This is a genomic window from Jeotgalicoccus saudimassiliensis (assembly GCF_000756715.1).
Lineage (GTDB): Bacteria > Bacillota > Bacilli > Staphylococcales > Salinicoccaceae > Jeotgalicoccus > Jeotgalicoccus saudimassiliensis.
This window is the reverse complement of sequence record NZ_CCSE01000001.1, coordinates 1959759-1976196: the sequence shown is the minus strand read 5'-3', so window position 1 is coordinate 1976196 and position 16438 is coordinate 1959759. Positions and strand designations below refer to the sequence as shown.

Annotated in this window: 21 protein-coding genes and 1 riboswitch; of the genes, 1 reads left to right on the top strand and 20 read right to left on the bottom strand. The window is 42.6% G+C overall.

Annotated features, from left to right (window positions below; all coding sequences use genetic code 11):
* Nucleotides 1–5 precede the first annotated feature (5 nt).
* The 6 genes from yidC to RZ44_RS09815 all read right to left on the bottom strand — a co-directional run bounded on the left by yidC (nt 6) and on the right by RZ44_RS09815 (nt 5383).
* Complete coding sequence (yidC, locus tag RZ44_RS09840) at nt 6–869, bottom strand: membrane protein insertase YidC (RefSeq protein WP_035810904.1); 864 nt, start codon at nt 867–869, stop codon at nt 6–8.
* Between the two features lie 99 nt (nt 870–968).
* Complete coding sequence (gene thiE, locus RZ44_RS09835; RefSeq protein ID WP_035810901.1) at nt 969–1583, bottom strand: thiamine phosphate synthase; 615 nt, start codon at nt 1581–1583, stop codon at nt 969–971.
* Nucleotides 1576–2346 carry a hydroxyethylthiazole kinase gene (gene thiM / locus RZ44_RS09830; protein ID WP_035810899.1) on the bottom strand — a complete coding sequence of 257 codons (771 nt, stop codon included), beginning with the start codon at nt 2344–2346 and terminating at the stop codon, nt 1576–1578. The genes thiE and thiM overlap by 8 nt, the downstream gene beginning before the upstream one ends.
* A 5-nt stretch (nt 2347–2351) precedes the next feature.
* Nucleotides 2352–3146 carry a bifunctional hydroxymethylpyrimidine kinase/phosphomethylpyrimidine kinase gene (gene thiD / locus RZ44_RS09825; protein WP_035810897.1) on the bottom strand — a complete coding sequence of 265 codons (795 nt, stop codon included), beginning with the start codon at nt 3144–3146 and terminating at the stop codon, nt 2352–2354.
* A gap of 79 nt (nt 3147–3225) precedes the next feature.
* A riboswitch (TPP riboswitch) is annotated at nt 3226–3325 on the bottom strand.
* 179 nt (nt 3326–3504) lie between these two features.
* Nucleotides 3505–4368 carry a transglycosylase family protein gene (locus RZ44_RS09820; RefSeq protein ID WP_035810896.1) on the bottom strand — a complete coding sequence of 288 codons (864 nt, stop codon included), beginning with the start codon at nt 4366–4368 and terminating at the stop codon, nt 3505–3507.
* Between the two features lie 457 nt (nt 4369–4825).
* The gene (locus RZ44_RS09815) at nt 4826–5383 is read right to left on the bottom strand and encodes a single-stranded DNA-binding protein (RefSeq protein ID WP_052108964.1); all 558 of its coding nucleotides are present in this window, start codon (nt 5381–5383) and stop codon (nt 4826–4828) included.
* A 195-nt stretch (nt 5384–5578) separates the two neighbouring features.
* On the opposite strand from RZ44_RS09815, the gene RZ44_RS09810 reads away from it, so the two are divergent.
* Complete coding sequence (locus RZ44_RS09810; RefSeq protein ID WP_035810894.1) at nt 5579–6007, top strand: YwpF family protein; 429 nt, start codon at nt 5579–5581, stop codon at nt 6005–6007.
* Between the two features lie 43 nt (nt 6008–6050).
* Here RZ44_RS09810 and fabZ read toward each other — a convergent pair whose 3' ends face one another.
* The 14 genes from fabZ to wecB form a co-directional block, all read right to left on the bottom strand.
* Nucleotides 6051–6491, bottom strand: coding sequence for a 3-hydroxyacyl-ACP dehydratase FabZ (fabZ, locus tag RZ44_RS09805; RefSeq protein ID WP_035810893.1), 441 nt, complete (start codon nt 6489–6491; stop codon nt 6051–6053).
* A gap of 8 nt (nt 6492–6499) precedes the next feature.
* On the bottom strand, nt 6500–6643 hold the full coding sequence (locus RZ44_RS09800) for a DNA-directed RNA polymerase subunit beta (protein WP_231856261.1): 144 nt from the start codon (nt 6641–6643) through the stop codon (nt 6500–6502).
* 57 nt (nt 6644–6700) lie between these two features.
* Entirely contained in the window at nt 6701–7993 is a 1293-nt protein-coding gene (gene murA, locus RZ44_RS09795) for a UDP-N-acetylglucosamine 1-carboxyvinyltransferase (RefSeq protein ID WP_035810888.1), read from the bottom strand.
* A gap of 70 nt (nt 7994–8063) precedes the next feature.
* Complete coding sequence (locus RZ44_RS09790; protein WP_035810886.1) at nt 8064–8270, bottom strand: DUF1146 family protein; 207 nt, start codon at nt 8268–8270, stop codon at nt 8064–8066.
* A gap of 81 nt (nt 8271–8351) precedes the next feature.
* On the bottom strand, nt 8352–8756 hold the full coding sequence (locus RZ44_RS09785; protein WP_035810884.1) for a F0F1 ATP synthase subunit epsilon: 405 nt from the start codon (nt 8754–8756) through the stop codon (nt 8352–8354).
* 16 nt (nt 8757–8772) lie between these two features.
* Complete coding sequence (gene atpD / locus RZ44_RS09780; RefSeq protein WP_035810882.1) at nt 8773–10188, bottom strand: F0F1 ATP synthase subunit beta; 1416 nt, start codon at nt 10186–10188, stop codon at nt 8773–8775.
* A 21-nt stretch (nt 10189–10209) separates the two neighbouring features.
* Nucleotides 10210–11085, bottom strand: a complete 876-nt coding sequence (gene atpG / locus RZ44_RS09775; protein WP_035810878.1) for an ATP synthase F1 subunit gamma — start codon at nt 11083–11085, stop codon at nt 10210–10212.
* A gap of 30 nt (nt 11086–11115) precedes the next feature.
* On the bottom strand, nt 11116–12624 hold the full coding sequence (atpA, locus tag RZ44_RS09770) for a F0F1 ATP synthase subunit alpha (protein WP_035810875.1): 1509 nt from the start codon (nt 12622–12624) through the stop codon (nt 11116–11118).
* A gap of 15 nt (nt 12625–12639) precedes the next feature.
* Nucleotides 12640–13182 (bottom strand): F0F1 ATP synthase subunit delta, encoded by a 543-nt coding sequence (locus RZ44_RS09765; protein WP_035810872.1) that lies wholly within the window; start codon nt 13180–13182, stop codon nt 12640–12642.
* Complete coding sequence (locus tag RZ44_RS09760; protein ID WP_035810869.1) at nt 13182–13700, bottom strand: F0F1 ATP synthase subunit B; 519 nt, start codon at nt 13698–13700, stop codon at nt 13182–13184. The genes RZ44_RS09765 and RZ44_RS09760 overlap by 1 nt, the downstream gene beginning before the upstream one ends.
* Before the next feature lie 99 nt (nt 13701–13799).
* Nucleotides 13800–14015, bottom strand: coding sequence for a F0F1 ATP synthase subunit C (atpE, locus tag RZ44_RS09755; RefSeq protein WP_026859255.1), 216 nt, complete (start codon nt 14013–14015; stop codon nt 13800–13802).
* Nucleotides 14016–14062: 47 nt separating this feature from the next.
* The gene (gene atpB / locus RZ44_RS09750) at nt 14063–14797 is read right to left on the bottom strand and encodes a F0F1 ATP synthase subunit A (protein ID WP_035810867.1); all 735 of its coding nucleotides are present in this window, start codon (nt 14795–14797) and stop codon (nt 14063–14065) included.
* Between the two features lie 4 nt (nt 14798–14801).
* The gene (locus RZ44_RS09745; RefSeq protein WP_035810866.1) at nt 14802–15164 is read right to left on the bottom strand and encodes an ATP synthase subunit I; all 363 of its coding nucleotides are present in this window, start codon (nt 15162–15164) and stop codon (nt 14802–14804) included.
* 126 nt (nt 15165–15290) lie between these two features.
* The gene (gene wecB, locus RZ44_RS09740; RefSeq protein WP_035810864.1) at nt 15291–16430 is read right to left on the bottom strand and encodes a non-hydrolyzing UDP-N-acetylglucosamine 2-epimerase; all 1140 of its coding nucleotides are present in this window, start codon (nt 16428–16430) and stop codon (nt 15291–15293) included.
* Nucleotides 16431–16438: the final 8 nt, after the last annotated feature.

Here is a 16438-nt window from a genome sequence, read left to right as displayed (position 1 = left end):
ATGTTTTATTTTTTACGCTTCTTCTTAGGTTTAACTTTAGCGTTTTTAACGCGTGCTGCTTTTTCAGCCTGTTCGCGTTCGTGTGCTGCAATAATCGGTGCCATTTCTTCATTAACTTTCTTGCGGTAGAATGTGTTACCAGCCCAAGTCTGGAAGATCAGGAAGATACCGCCGACTGCCCAGTATAACGGGAGTGCTGAAGGTGAAATTGCTGAAATCCAAATAATCATTAATGGTGAAATGTACATGAATAACTGCATCTGCTTGCGCTGTTCTTCAGCCACAAAACGCATTGATACCCATGCCTGAATTGCATAAACAATACCTGCGATTGCTACCATGAAGTAGTCAGTCTGCGTTAAGTCCATCCACAGGAAGTCCGGGTATGCTGTAATCCCGCCTTCTGAAGGGAATCGTAATGCAAAGTATAATGCCATAACGACCGGCATCTGAATAAGAATCGGTAAACAACCCATGTTAAGCGGGTTGATATCATGTTTCTTATACAGTCCCATCATTTCCTGCTGGGCTGCCATTTTTTCCTCTTGTGTCGTTGCAACTTTAACACGCTTCTGAATTTCTTCCATTTCTGGTTTGACAATCTTCATTTTTTCTCTCATCATCATCTGATTCTTGTATGTACGCATCATGAATGGGAAAATTGCCAGTCTCACAATCAGCGTGATGACGATAATAGCCAGACCGTAGTTGTGGTCCAGATTATCTCCAAGCCAGTGCAATAATGTATCCATCGGCTGGACAAGAGTATTATAGAAGAAGCCGTCTCTGTTCTCAGGCTGTGAATAGTCACACCCGGCTAAGAACAGTACCAGTACCATAGACGCTGGTAATAGCCACTTTTTAATCATTTCTTCACCTCTAAGTAATATCTCACATAAAAAAGATTGTACCATAAATAGAAGTGTATAAAAACTAATTTCATGGCATATGGTTAATATTTCACAAAGTTACTGCAACAATGCTGTCACGGTTTGTTCAATATTGTCAGAACCGGTAATTGCCGAGATAACGCAAATACCGTCCGCCCCGCTTTCCAGACAGTCTTTATAGTTTTTTTCTGTAATTCCTCCGATTGCTGCCGTCGGCAGTGCCGTCTGCTGAACTACTTCTTTTAAACCTTCAGTACCGATTGCTTCGCCTGCATCCGCTTTCGATAAAGTGCTGTATACAGGACCGATTCCGAGATAGGAAACCCGATCGAGACTGCTCTTTTTAAGTTCATTTAGATTCCCCACTGACAGTCCGATAATTTTATCCGAAAAATATTCCGGCAGCAGCTCAGGTTTCACGTCATCCTGACCGATATGAATACCGTCTGCTTCGACTGATTCTGCCAATTCCGCATTATCATTAACAATGAATGTCACAGCGTATTTTTTACACAGCGCTTTAACTTCCAGTGCAAAATCCAGCAGCTCCTGTCCCGACTTTATATTATCGCCTTTTTCACGTAGCTGAAAACAGGTCACGCCGGATTTAAATGCAGTCTCCAGATCTTTTAACGGATTCTCAAAACTGGATGATGCTGCGATCAGGTACAGCCGCAATATATTTTTATTCATGGACTTTCACCTTCTTCGTTTTATAGTCATCTGTTTTAAAATTATAAATTTCATCAATCAGTTTAACTGAAAATGTACCCGGACCTTCTGCGTATTGCGCTGCCTTTTCCGCTGCGATATTGTACAGACTGACAGCATATTCAATGCTTTCCGGCTGATTCTCAAGCGCTAAAAATGAAGCTGTTACAGCACCGAGTACGCATCCTGAGCCTGTAATAACTTCCAGATATTCATGACCGTTGTGCATTGTCTTCGTTAAATTCCCATCAGCATACGCATCCGTTTCACCGGTCACCAGTACCGGCACTTTTAGTACATCATACGCGGTTTTCGCAATTTCAACTGTATTCCCTTCAGTTACGTTATCAACGCCTTTAGAGAGCGTCTTTTGGCCGCTTAGCGCATGTATCTCGCCTGCATTCCCCTTTACAAGTGCAATATCGTAATTCCCGAGCAGTTTATCAGTGAAATTTTTACGGAACGCCGAAGCACCGTAGCCGACAGGGTCGAGAACAACCGGGATATTATAGTTATTAGCACAACGGGCCATCTCTTCATACAATGGCAGTTTCTCTTTAGTGCACGTTCCGATATTTAACAGCAGTGCACCTGCATGTTTTAAAATATCGGCAGCTTCATCAGATTCCCCGCTCATAATCGGAGAAGCACCGAGCGCCAGCAGACCATTTGCAGTAAACGGTTTAACGACATCATTCGTAATGCAGACAACGAGCGGACGTTCCTGTCTTAATTCATCAATCATCGGAATCAGTCTCCTTTATAACTGAAATGGTTCACCGGGCCGCTTCCTTTGCCGATACCGGGTGAATTTTGAATTGCGTTCGTAATATATGCTTTTCCTGTTTTAAACGCTTCTTCAATTGTACGGCCTTTCGCCAGTTCCGCAGTCAGCACTGCCGAGAATGTACAGCCGGTCCCGTGTGTCTGATCCGTATCGATACGACTGGCCGACAGCGTTGAAATACGGCTTCCGTCATATAAATAGTCAGTCGCATCACCTTCCAGATGACCGCCTTTAATAATCACACTCTCCGCACCCATATCATCCACAAAAACTTTCAGTGCTTTGTGAAGGTCGTTTTCTGACTGTATTTTCATACCGGCAATACTTTCAGCCTCGTGCAGATTAGGTGTGACAATATTTGCCAGCGGAATAAGTGTATCGATCAGCGTCGCCATCGACCGGTCTGTCATCAGACGGTCTCCGCTCGTAGCAATCATTACCGGATCCATTACATACGGAATATTGTACTTTCTGACATACTCTGCAATAACAGCCATCATATCCGCTTCAGCAATCATACCTGTCTTCATCGCATGCGGCACTTCATCGGAGAAGATGCTGTTCAGTTCTTTATCGATAAAATCCGCCGGTACGTTGTAAACGTCCTGCACGCCTAAAGTATTTTGTGCTGTCAGCGACGTGACCGCGGCCATTCCGTACACTCCTCGTGAATGCATTGCCTTCAAATCCGCAAATACACCTGCACCACCTGTCGGGTCCGTGCCCGCAACAGTTAAACCGATTGGTAACCCACTCATTTATATATCCTCCTGTAATTAAAAAACCCACTTCCGGCGAAGTGGGTTGAATGGTGTCAGAGTATATACGGATATACCCCTGTTATCATCAGCACTTCCCTACGCCGGCATAACCCGGATCAGGTAAAAAGGGACAAGCTTCTGCTATCTCAGCCGTATCGGCGCCCCCAGTGGATTTCTTATTGAATTTATTAACACAATCCTAACACATTTAACGCTTAGCTCAAAACAGGTTGCGGCGCTTAAACACTGACGCTCTAATCAGCGGCATGACACCACGGCTGATTTAATTTTACAATAGTTGTTTTAACACAAAAAAGACCGGGACAAAAATCCCGGTCTTTCGAATGTATTAATATTACAGTCTTGCACCACATACAGGCCAAGGCTGTGAACCTCTTTGGTTGTATAAAATTTGTGCTCTTTTAGTCTGCTCAGCTGCTGATGCGTTTGAAGCTACACCAGATCCGCCTACTGACTGCCAAGTTTGAGCGTCAAACTGGTAAAGACCGTGGTATAAACCATTTGAGCTTACTACGCTCGGGTTACCGCCTGATTCACATGCTGCTAAAGCACCCCAGTTTAAACCGCTGTTGTTAGAGCTGTTTGTGCTGACGTTTTGAGTTTGTTGTGCTGGCTGTTGTACAGGTTGTTGCGCAGGCTGCTGAACAGGTTCCTGTTGAACCGGCTCTTGTTGAACAGGTGCCTGTGCAGGCTCTTCGTATGTTTCTTCCTGAACAGGTGCCGCTGCAGTTTCTGTTTCAGTTTCTACAGCCGGGGCTTCTGCAACCGGTGCTGCTGCTTTAACAGCATCACCTGAAACGATTAATTCTTTACCTGCAAAGATAAGGTCTGATGACAGGTTGTTCCACTCTTTGAGATCTGCAACAGTTACATCAAATTCAACTGCGATTTCAAATAATGTATCGCCCGCTTCGATTGTGTAAACTTCAGTTTTCTCTTTTTTGTCTTCTTTGTCTTCTTTATTTTCTTTAACTTCTTCTTTCTCTTCCTTCTCGCCGATTTCAAGAATCTGACCAGGAATGATGATGTCAGAAGTTAATTTGTTTTCTTTTTTAATTGATTCGACAGTTACGTTATTTTCTTCAGCAAGAGCCCAAAGTGAGTCTCCTGATTCTACTGTATGAGATGCCGCTTCTGCACTGTACGCAATTGTTGTTGACACAGCAACTGCTGCACCTAAAGCTAAAACTTTCTTCATAATTGAAAATTCCTCCAAAAATAATTTATCTTAATTATATATTTACGACTGATTTCGTCATCGCGTTTGTTAGCACTGTTTCACATTATAGAGGATATTTTCACTTTGTAGGTTACAGCAATATAAAAAGAGCGTACTTATTTTACAAGTTTGTTACAAACTCATTTCTAAACTGTGTGATATATTACATCAATCTGACTGCCGTCATGACAATGCTTCCAACAAATTACAGAAGCACTTTAAAAACACGACAGCATCGCACTTTTAAAAGCATCAGTAAATAAATTCACAGAAAACTGATTAGTCTGTTATTTGTAACATAATGATAATCAATGTAAAGAAACTGTTTCTTTGTACAGAAAAAAGCATACTGATAAACCGCAGCTGGTCATCAGTATGCATATGTGTGTGAGAATGAATGAGTGTAGAACACAGTTCAAGAGGGTAATGACATCTGTCAGGCTAAAACTTTTTCCTTATTGTCGTCAGGTCCTGGCTTATCTTCAGTGTTGTCAGTTTCTTTTTCTTCAACGAGATTTGAAATGATTTCGATATGCTTTTCCTTTTCAGTCTTCGGTTCTGTCTTTTCCTGGCTGAGTGTATGTACATACTTTTCGCCAAGTGACTCATGAATATTATAATGATGTACTGCCTGTTCAATTAACCGGGACGGATTTGCTATATCAGTGCGTTCACGGATCTTATCAGGTACATGTTTTATGCTCTCTGCCCATATTTCCATGCGGTATTCCCTTGAGCCGTCTTTTTTAGTCAAAGATGTGGTTGCGAGCTGGCCGCTGACACACAGTATGTCACCGTTCTTCGCTTCGTCAAGCACACCCGGGATACTTTTACCGAACGCTTTGCAGTAAAGGAAATGCACTTCTTTGTCACGCCGTGTATCTTTAGGGACACGGACTGTTGCAATAATAAATGCATTGACGCTTCCCTGCGCATTTTTCGCAATAACATTATTGCTGACGAGTTCGCCGACAAGCAATACTTTGTTCATCATTCAATATCACCCCCTTCCTGTGTCCAATGTAATCCCTGAGTAAATTTTCTGCAAAAGACAATAATTTCATTTCAGCCGGATATATAATACAATAATAGGAAATAGTTCATTAAAATTAATCATTTTGTTGAATACCGGGGATTTTCAGCCGCAAATAAATTAATTTTGTACTTTGGTAAAAAGGGGCAGACAATTATGAAATCGTTTAAAGTAATTGATTTGAAAATTATTCAGGAGCAGAACTTTATCGTGCCGGAAATTAAAGATGGCGTGATTATTAATATGGAGTACGGGGATAATCCATGGATTATAGAAATAGTAACGGATGGGGATCTTGCTTCCATACTGGAAAAACTGAAAGGCAGCAATCTTGAAATGATGGTCACTATTACACGTCCGTCAAACGCACCGGCCAAGTTTGCAACAGAATTGATGGCTATCAACAAAATGGACGATAAAATTTCTGTTGTTTTTAAAGGTGACATCATCGTTCAGAGTCCAAACTATGCAGAGGAGCTTCTCGAGTTCCTTGTTAAAGAAGGCTACGAAGGCAAATCACTGATTAATGAGTTCAATTCCCGTATGGAGTCCAAAGATGACTTTAAAAAAGAAGATGAAAATTAATAAAAAAGCTGTCAATCACGTTTGTGATTGACAGCTTTTTTAATTATTCACCTGTTTTAACATCCGAAATAGCAAATGTAATTTCGCACTGACATGCAACCTGTCCATCGACAGTTGCAACAGCAGAGCCTTTACCGATTGGTCCACGAAGCTTGGTAATCTCTACGGACAATTCAAGAGTATCTCCCGGTGTCACCTGTTTTTTGAAACGGCATTTATCTATGCCGGCAAAAAATGCAAGTTTCCCTTTGAATTCCTCCTGCTGCAGCAGTGCTACCGCACCTACCTGTGCAAGTGATTCCACAATCAGTACGCCGGGCATAACTGCATAGTCCGGGAAATGACCTTCAAAGAAAGGTTCGTTTCCGGACACCTGTTTGATTCCTTTACAGCTCTTCCCCGGTTCCACTTCAGTAATTCTGTCAATAAGTAAAAACGGCGGACGATGCGGTATTATCGCTTTTATCTGATCATATGTCAGCATTTCTATTGTCAACTCCCAGTTAAGTTAATGATATGTTCCCACGTTTCGATACGGAAAACCCCAAACGGATTATCCAGTATGCCAAAGCCAATCATCAGTCCTAAAAAGACCAGCACGATTGCGACGTAGAGAAACAGTAGAATTCTAACCAATAATGGGAACCTACGGTGAACGATTTTCTGTTGTTGTTCTGCCATAGTATTACCCCTTTACTTTGATGTCACCAAATGCTTGTCTGATGCACTGTCATTTACGCGCTCAATATCAGCACCAAGTGTTTTCAGTTTTTCATGGAAACGCACGTAACCGCGGTCCAGGTGCTGCAGTTCAGTTACAGCAGTATAACCATCAGCTGCAAGACCTGCAAGTACAAGTGCAGCACCTGCTCTTAAATCCGATGCACGGACTGTGGCTCCGTACAGCTGCCCGCCGCCGCGGATTACAGCATGATTATCTTCAAGTGAAATATTTGCATTCATTGCTGCAAATTCTCTCACGTGCATAAAGCGGTTTTCAAAAATTGTTTCTGTAACGATACTCGTTCCGTCAATCGTCGTTAACAGTGCCATCATCTGACTCTGCATATCCGTAGGGAATCCCGGGTGCGGCATTGTCTTAAGATCCGTCGGTTTATATTCATCCGAAGGAATGACTCTGACATCGTTCCCTTCTTCCACAAAACGGACACCGACTTCTTCAAGCTTTGCCACGACCGCAGATAAATGTTCGATTACAACGTTCTTTAACAGTATTTCACTGCGTGTAATTGCACCGGCTATCATAAATGTACCTGCCTCAATACGGTCCGGAATGACGTGATGTTCCGCCCCAGTCAGTTTTTCAACACCGATAATTTTAACATGTCCGGTACCGGCACCGATAACACGGCCGCCCATAGAGTTAATGTAGTTTGCAAGATCAGTAATTTCAGGTTCCATCGCAGCATTTTCAATATGCGTCGTACCTTCAGCGAGACTCGCAGCCATCATTAAGTTTTGAGTTGCTCCGACACTCGGGAAATCCATATGGATTTTAGCGCCCTGAAGACGTCCGTCAACCTTTCCTTCGATGTAACCTGCAGTCTGCTCAAATGTCGCGCCCATTTTTTCAAGCCCTTTAATATGCTGTTCAATCGGACGTGATCCGATGGCACAGCCGCCCGGCATTGCTATATTACAATATCCGTAACGGCTTAACAGCGGTCCCATAACGAGCATGCTTGCACGCATTTTACTTACTAATTCATATGGTGCGACACAGTTTAATTCACTGCTCGCATCGATTACAACACTATTTTTTCCCGCTGATGCTTCAGCACCAAGCGTAGTAATTAATTTTGTTAATGTATTTACATCCGATAATTCGGGTACATTTTTAATTATTGATTGTCCTTCACCAGCCAGCAGCGATGCTGCCAAAATTGGCAAAACTGCATTTTTGGCTCCTTCTATTTCAACAGAACCCGACAGCTTTCGGCCGCCTTTAACAATAATCTTTTCCATCTTCTCACTCCATATTTCTCTATACCATTCATTATAATAATACGGTGTTTCATCATCACTTGTAAAGCATTTAGCTGAACAGAAGAGCCGCCTCCTGAGTATATCTAAAGATGTCCATGATAAAATTGCTCATCGCTGTACCGAGAAGAATACTCAGCAGAATAAGCACCAGCCGAATCTTACCGGCTTCACCCTTATTAAACAAACTTTCTATCCTTATTCCTCTTAATACCCAGAATGCCAGTGAGATACACAAAAGATGAAGAATTATATGCATTAATGCAAATTGTGAAAAGCCCAGAGAAATTCCTCCTTCCGATAAAAAAAAGACTGGAGATCTCCAGTCTTTTAGTTTGAATTAATATTTAGATACTTCTAAACGGTTAACCGCACGCTGTAAAGCCAGTTCCGCACGATACATATCGACACGCTCATCCTGTGACTGCTGAAGGTGATTTTCTGCTCTCACTTTCGCAGCTTCTGCACGTTCTGAATCAATATCTTTAGAAAACTCTGCAGCCTGCACCAGTACTGTAATCTGTTCAGGTCTGATTTCTGCAAACCCCTCAGTAACAGCCAGGTATTCAAATTTACCGTCTATTTTAACACGAAGGACACCTATTTTAAGCGGTGTTACAGTCGGAATATGACCGGCCATCACACCAAGCTCACCCTGCTTAGTTTGAAGAATTGCAATTTCACAATCATCTTCATGAAAAACAGAACCGTTAGGAGTAACTACATCAAGTGCAATTGTTGCCATGTTTTACCCTCCCGTTTTAGACTTCTACACCTTGCTGACGCGCTTTTTCAAGAACATCTTCGATGCCGCCAACAAGACGGAAAGCATCTTCAGGTATGTGGTCATACTTACCTTCTAAAATAGCTTTAAAGTCCTGAACTGTTTCTTTAACAGGTACGTAAGAACCTTTCTGTCCTGTGAACTGTTCTGCTACGTGGAAGTTCTGACTTAAGAAGAACTGGATGCGGCGTGCGCGTGCAACAGTACTCTTATCTTCTTCCGAAAGTTCATCCATACCAAGAATTGCAATGATATCCTGCAGTTCACGGTATTTTTGAAGTGTAGACTGAACGTCTCTTGCCACTTTGTAGTGCTCTTCGCCGACAACAGCCGGAGAAAGTGCACGTGAAGTCGATGCAAGTGGATCCACAGCCGGGTAAATACCCATCTCTGAAAGTTTACGCTCCAGGTTAGTCGTTGCATCTAAGTGTGCGAACGTCTGAGCCGGAGCCGGGTCAGTATAGTCATCGGCAGGTACGAATACAGCCTGGATTGACGTTACTGAACCAACGTTAGTTGATGTAATTCTTTCCTGTAACTGACCCATTTCAGTTGCAAGTGTAGGCTGGTAACCTACCGCTGAAGGCATGCGGCCTAATAGTGCCGATACCTCAGAACCTGCCTGAGTGAAACGGAAAATGTTATCGATAAACAGAAGTACGTCCTGTCCCTGTTCGTCACGGAAGTATTCTGCCATTGTTAATCCTGAAAGTGCTACACGCATACGTGCACCAGGCGGTTCGTTCATCTGACCGAAAACCATTGCAGTTTTCGCGATAACACCTGAGTCTTTCATTTCATAGTAAAGGTCGTTACCTTCACGTGTACGCTCACCAACACCGGCGAATACCGAAATACCACCGTGTTCCTGTGCAACGTTGTTAATAAGTTCCTGGATAAGAACCGTTTTCCCTACACCGGCACCACCGAAGAGTCCAACTTTACCACCTTTAGTATAAGGTGCAAGAAGGTCTACTACTTTAATACCCGTTTCAAGAATTTCAGTTGAAGTAGACAATTCGTCAAACTTCGGCGCTAAACGGTGAATTGGATCACGGCGTTCAGATGCCGGAATTGGACCGTCTAAGTCGATGTGTTCACCTAATACGTTGAATACACGACCAAGAGTCACTTCACCTACCGGTACTGTGATTGGAGAACCTGTGTTCTCAACTTCAGCACCACGGCGTAAGCCGTCAGTAGAACTCATTGCAATCGTTCTGACAATATTATCGCCGCGGTGTAACGCAACTTCAAGTGTCAGAGAGATCGGCTCTGAATTAGCATTGTCAATTTTAACTACAAGTGCGTTGTTAATTTCAGGTAATTCACCTTCGTTAAAGCGCACGTCAACTACAGGTCCCATTACTTGGACTACTTGACCTAAAGCCATTTAATTTCCTCCTAATCTCAATTATTCTAGTGCAGCTGCGCCACCGACGATTTCTGTAATCTCCTGAGTAATCGCCGCTTGTCTTAAGCGGTTATACTGAAGCTGAAGATCGCCAACGAGCTCTGTTGCATTATCAGTTGCTGCTTTCATAGCTGTCATACGTGCTGCATGCTCACTCGCTTTAGCGTCAAGCAGTGCGCCGTAAATTAAGCTTTCGGCATACTGAGGTAAAATTGTTTCTAGAATAGTTTCTTTATCCGGTTCAAACTCATAACCTGCAAGTGCAGAATCAGCCTGTTCCGTTTGAATATCAGTTTCTGTTAATGGTAATACTTTTCGAACGGTTACCTGCTGCTCTAAAATATTTACAAACTTGTTGTAAATAATATAAAGCTCATCGATATCTTCGTTAATAAATCCGTTAACCGACTGGACAGCGATTTCTTTTACGCTGGCAAAGTCCGGCTGATCGGGTAAACCAAGACGATGATTTGTAACCTGGTAGCCACGCCCTGTTAAAGTTTCATAGCCAATTTTACCGAGGACGAATAAATCGTATGAATCGGGATTATTATCATGACGTTTCTCAGCTTCTTCTGTGATAGCTTTAACAACGTTGTTATTATAAGGACCAGCCTTACCTGTGTCACTTGAAATAATGATATAACCCGTTCTCTTAATTGGTCTCTCTTCTAACATAGGGTGTGAGCTTTCAGTATCACCGGCTGCAATTGCTCTGACTGTTTCCTGGATTTTATCCATGTAGGGCTGGAACTTCTTTGAGTTCTGCTCTGCTCTGGACAGTTTCGAGTTGGCAACCATATGCATTGCGCTTGTCAGCTGACTCATCTTTTTAGTTGAGCCGATACGACCTTTTATTTCTCTTAGTGAAGCCATGAATTCACCACCTTAGTAATTACTTACTTCTTAGTTAGAAGGGTTGAAAAGCTTTTTAAAGCTGCTGATTGCTGTATCGTATGCGTCGCTGTCAGGAAGTTGTTTCGTCTGACGGATTGAGTCTAACAGCTCAGCGTCGTTAGCTTCCAGCCAGCTCAGGAATTCTGCTTCGAAACGAGTAACGTCTTCAACAGGAACATCATCCAGATAGCCGTTTACAAGTGCGAATAGAATAACAACCTGTTTTTCTACTTTAAGTGGTGCGTTTTCAGGCTGCTTAAGTACTTCAACTGTACGCGCACCGCGGTCAAGTTTAGCTTTAGTAGCCTCGTCAAGGTCTGAACCGAACTGAGCGAACGCTTCAAGTTCACGGTATGCAGCAAGGTCTAAACGAAGTGTTCCCGCTACTTTCTTCATTGCCTTGATCTGTGCTGAACCACCTACACGTGATACAGAAAGACCAGCGTTGATTGCCGGACGTACACCTGAGTGGAATAAGTCTGACTGAAGGAAGATCTGTCCGTCAGTGATTGAGATAACGTTCGTTGGAACGAAGGCACTGATGTCCCCTGCCTGTGTTTCGATGAATGGAAGTGCAGTAATTGAACCGCCGCCTAAGTCATCGTTTAATTTCGCAGCACGCTCTAACAGACGGCTGTGAAGGTAGAACACGTCACCCGGGAATGCTTCACGGCCCGGCGGACGGCGTAATAGTAATGATAATTCACGGTAAGCCGCAGCCTGTTTCGTTAAATCATCATATACGATTAACACGTGCTTGCCGTTGAACATGAATTCTTCGGCCATAGATACACCAGCGTATGGTGAAATGTATAGTAACGGTGCAGGATCAGCTGCACCTGCAGTAACTACGATTGTGTAGTCTAAAGCACCATTTTGACGTAAAGTTTCAACAGTAGCACGTACAGTTGATTCTTTTTGTCCGATTGCTACGTACACACAGATCATGTCTTGATCTTTTTGGTTTAAAATTGTATCGATTGCAATTGTCGTTTTACCAGTCTGACGGTCACCGATGATTAACTCACGCTGTCCGCGGCCGATTGGCACTAATGCGTCAATTGCTTTGATTCCAGTTTGTAATGGCTCATCAACACTTTTACGATCCATAACTCCAGTCGCAGGACTTTCAATAGGACGTGTTTTAGTTGTGTTGATTGGACCTTTACCGTCTAAAGGCTGACCAAGAGGGTTTACAACACGGCCGATAAGTTCTTCACCAACCGGTACTTCCATGATGCGACCTGTACGTTTAACTTCGTCGCCTTCTTTAATATCGTCACTTGGTCCAAGTATAACGATACCAACATTATTTTCTTCAAGGTTTTGAGCAAGACCAAGTACACCACTTGGGAACTCAATTAACTCTCCCGCCATCGCATCGTTTAAACCATGAGCAAGTGCAATACCGTCACCCACCTGGATAACAGTACCTACATCGGTAACCTGCATATCCTTGTCATAATTTTCGATCTGGCTTCTTAAGAGAGCACTTATTTCGTCAGCTTTGATTGCCATGAAAATGTCACTCCTTTAGCTATTCGTATGTTCTTTAAAATTGTTTCTGATTCCGTCAAGCTGATTTCTGACTGAACCATCGTAAACTTTCGAACCTAGCAGCACGCGTACGCCGCCGATAAGCTCTTCATTTATTTCGTTAGTAATAAGCAGTTTTTCATAACCTGTTTTGTCGATAAAGATTTGTCCGAGCTGATCCAGCTCTTCTGCAGATAATTTGTATACCGATTCAACAGTCACACGTGCCTGATTGTGAGCTTCATCATATAATGATAAGAACTCGCTGTATATTTCCTCGAGTAACGACATGTGCTTTTTATCCGACAGGATGCGCAGCATGTTTAACAGAAGTCTGTCGCTTTCACCGAAAGCTGCTTCAACCGCTGCAGTTCTCTTATCACGGGTAATCTTCGGGTTTTCCATGAAATCGATAAAGTTCTCCACTGATGCTGCTGCTTCAGTTACTTCATAGAAATCACTTTTAACACTTTCAAGACTGTCGTGCTTAACTGCAACATCGTACAATGCACCGGCGTATTTCTGACTCAGATTAGCCATTACTTATCGCCTGCTTCCTGTAAGTAGTTCGCAACAAGGTTTTTCTGGTCTTCAGAGTTGAGTTCCTTACGGATCATCTTCTCTGCAATCAGTACTGACAGTTCAGCAACCTGATCGTTGATATCGCGGATTGCTTTTTCTTTTTCTCTTTCAATGTCCGCCTGCGCTTCAGTAATCATTTGAGTAGAACGGTTATGAGCATCATTGATGATGGACTCTTGTTCTTTCTTCGCCTGACTCTTGGCGTTTTCCATAAGTTCAGAGATTTCAGCCTGCGTTGATTTAAGCAGTGCTTCGTTCTCTTCTTTTAAGCGTTCAGCTTCTAATTTTCTGTTTTCAGCAAAATCAATATCGTCATGGATTAGTTGTTCACGGTCATCCATAACTTTCTTAACTGGTTTCCACACATAGTATGACAATACTGCAAGCAGCGTCAGAAAACTCGCAAGAAGAACAAGCGATGTTCCAACAGCCGTACCCATTGTTTCACCAGCAGCACCTAAAATTAATAGTTCCACCTATGTACACTCCTTTCAGAAAAGTCTCTAACTCTCGTAGTTATTTACATAATAAGATGGCGAAATCTTCAAATAAGACTTCGCCTTATATAACGACTCTTAGAACGTGAACATTAGTAGGAACGCGATAACGATAGCCATGATTGGAACGGCCTCAACTACACCAATACCGATGAACATAATCGTTTGTAACGGTCCGCGTGATTCCGGCTGACGAGCTACACCTTCAACAGTTTTCGAAACAACCATACCAATACCAAAAGATGCGCCAAGTGCCGCTAATCCTGCTGCAATACCAGCTGCTAGTAAATTCATAAAATATTTCCTCCTAGAAAATTGTATATTATTATTTTTTTATTATATTAATGATCATCGCTCACCTTATGTGATAGATAAACCATTGATAACATTACGAATATAAATGCCTGAATCGCACCTATAAATACTTTAAATCCTTGCCATACCATCATAGGAATAAATCCTAATGCGCCGAGAATTGTTCCGCCAGTCACTAATCCGAGGAGTAGCATAAGGAGAATCTCACCGGCATAAACGTTACCGTAAAGACGTAAACCAAGCGTTAAGTTATATGTAAATTCTTCGATGAATTTGATAGGTGCAAGCCACCACATAGGCGTAACATATTGTTTCAGATAACCGCGCATACCCTGCATTTTCACACCGTAGTAGTGTGTCAGTACAATCATCAGTCCTGCCAGCGTAAGCGTTACGACCGGGTCAGCTGTTGGTGATTTCACCCACAATGTATGATCCGCATCCGGTGCGACGAATGACAGTGGTATACCGATAAGGTTGCCGATTAAAATAAATAAAAACAATGTCAGCGCTAAAAAGTGGAATTGTGCGCCCTCTTTCCAAGCCATGTTGCTCTTAATAATCCCTTTGACGAAGTTCATTAACGCCTCAACAAGCACCTGACCTTTACCGGTCGGACGTACTGCCAGTTTGCGTGTCATGAAAAACAGTGTAAAGAAGATAAGCAGACATGTGATGATAATCATCATTGAAGTTGCCAGTTCGAATACTATTGGTATTCCGAACAAATCAAACGACCACGTTGGAATTCCGTGTTCCATTTCTTCACCTCTTCCGTTTAAAAAGTTCCGATGCTGCGCGCCAGAAAATCAGCGCATAAGTGAGAAGCAGCCCGACTAAAATACCGATGATATTAATAGTTTCGGGAAATCTCACCCATATTAAACAGGCTGCCGTGACGATAAGCATTCTCGTCAGCGTCCCTGTTTTAACTTTCCCGTCATCACTGAGCTGTGCGGTTCTTAAATTGTAATACCAATTATAAGACAGCAGCATCGAACCGATGATGCCGATGCACAGCCCTGCGAAGAAAGGCAAAGAAGTAAATATATAAGCAATAATACTTATTACTAAAAGTATTATTAAATATTTCAGAAAGTTTTTGAAATAACCTTTTAAAATTTTCACTGTCTTTGACGACTCCCCGGGGTAATGTAACACGTTGTGAAAACAATTACATACTCTAATGATTTTATAGGAGCGCAAATTTTGTGTCAACAAAATATGGAAATTTTAACAACATGTTCACAATTACTAATCGTTTACTGAAAAACTGATAGGTTTCTCTTTAGTGATTCCATAATAATACTTTATGTTCTCACAAATTCTGCGTGAAGCTTCCCCGTCACCGTAAGGGTTTTGTGTCTGTGACATCTCATTGTACAGCGCTTCATCCGTCAGAAGTTCTTTTGTCATGCTGTAGATATTTTCCTGCTCGATTCCTGCAAGTTTAAGCGTACCTGCCGCAACACCTTCCGGACGTTCAGTAGTATCGCGCAGTACAAGTACCGGCTTACCGAGTGACGGTGCTTCTTCCTGTACACCGCCTGAATCTGTCAGGATAATGTGGCTTCTTGCAGCGAAGTTGTGGAAGTCAAGCACGTCAAGCGGCTCGATGAGTTCCACGCGTTCGTGGTTTCCTAAGTACTCCTGTGCAATTTCACGTACTTTAGGATTTTTGTGCATCGGGTACACAACGGTTACATCTTCGAATTCGTCAACGATCTGACGTACTGCACCGAAAATATTGTGCATCGGCTGGCCGATGTTTTCACGTCTGTGTGCAGTTAACAGCACAACTTTGTTGTCTTTGTGCTTTTCGATAATGTCGCTGTGATAATTTTCATCAACTGTTGTTGCCAGTGCATCGATTGCAGTATTTCCTGTAACCGAGATTTTAGAATCATCTTTCGCTTCGTTCAGCAGGTTCTGACGTGCATCTTCCGTCGGTGAAAAGTGCAGATCAGCGAGAACACCTGTCATCTGACGGTTCGCCTCTTCCGGGAATGGTGAGTATTTGTTATGTGTGCGAAGCCCCGCTTCAACATGACCGATATCCACTTCATTGTAAAACGCAGCAAGTGAACCCGCGAATGTTGTTGTCGTATCACCATGCACTAAAATCATATCCGGTTTTACTTCTTTAATAACTGATTCGAGGCCGTTGATTACACGTCCTGTCACTTCTGACAGAGTCTGGCCCGCTTTCATAATATTCAAGTCGTAATCAGGTGTAATATCGAAAGTTGTCAGGACCTGGTCAAGCATCTCTCTGTGCTGTGCAGTAACTACCACAACCGGTTCAATATCTTCATCTTTTTTCATTTCGAGAACGAGCGGAGCCATTTTAATAGCTTCGGGTCTCGTTCCGAAAATCGCCATAATTTTTTTCATAACAATCT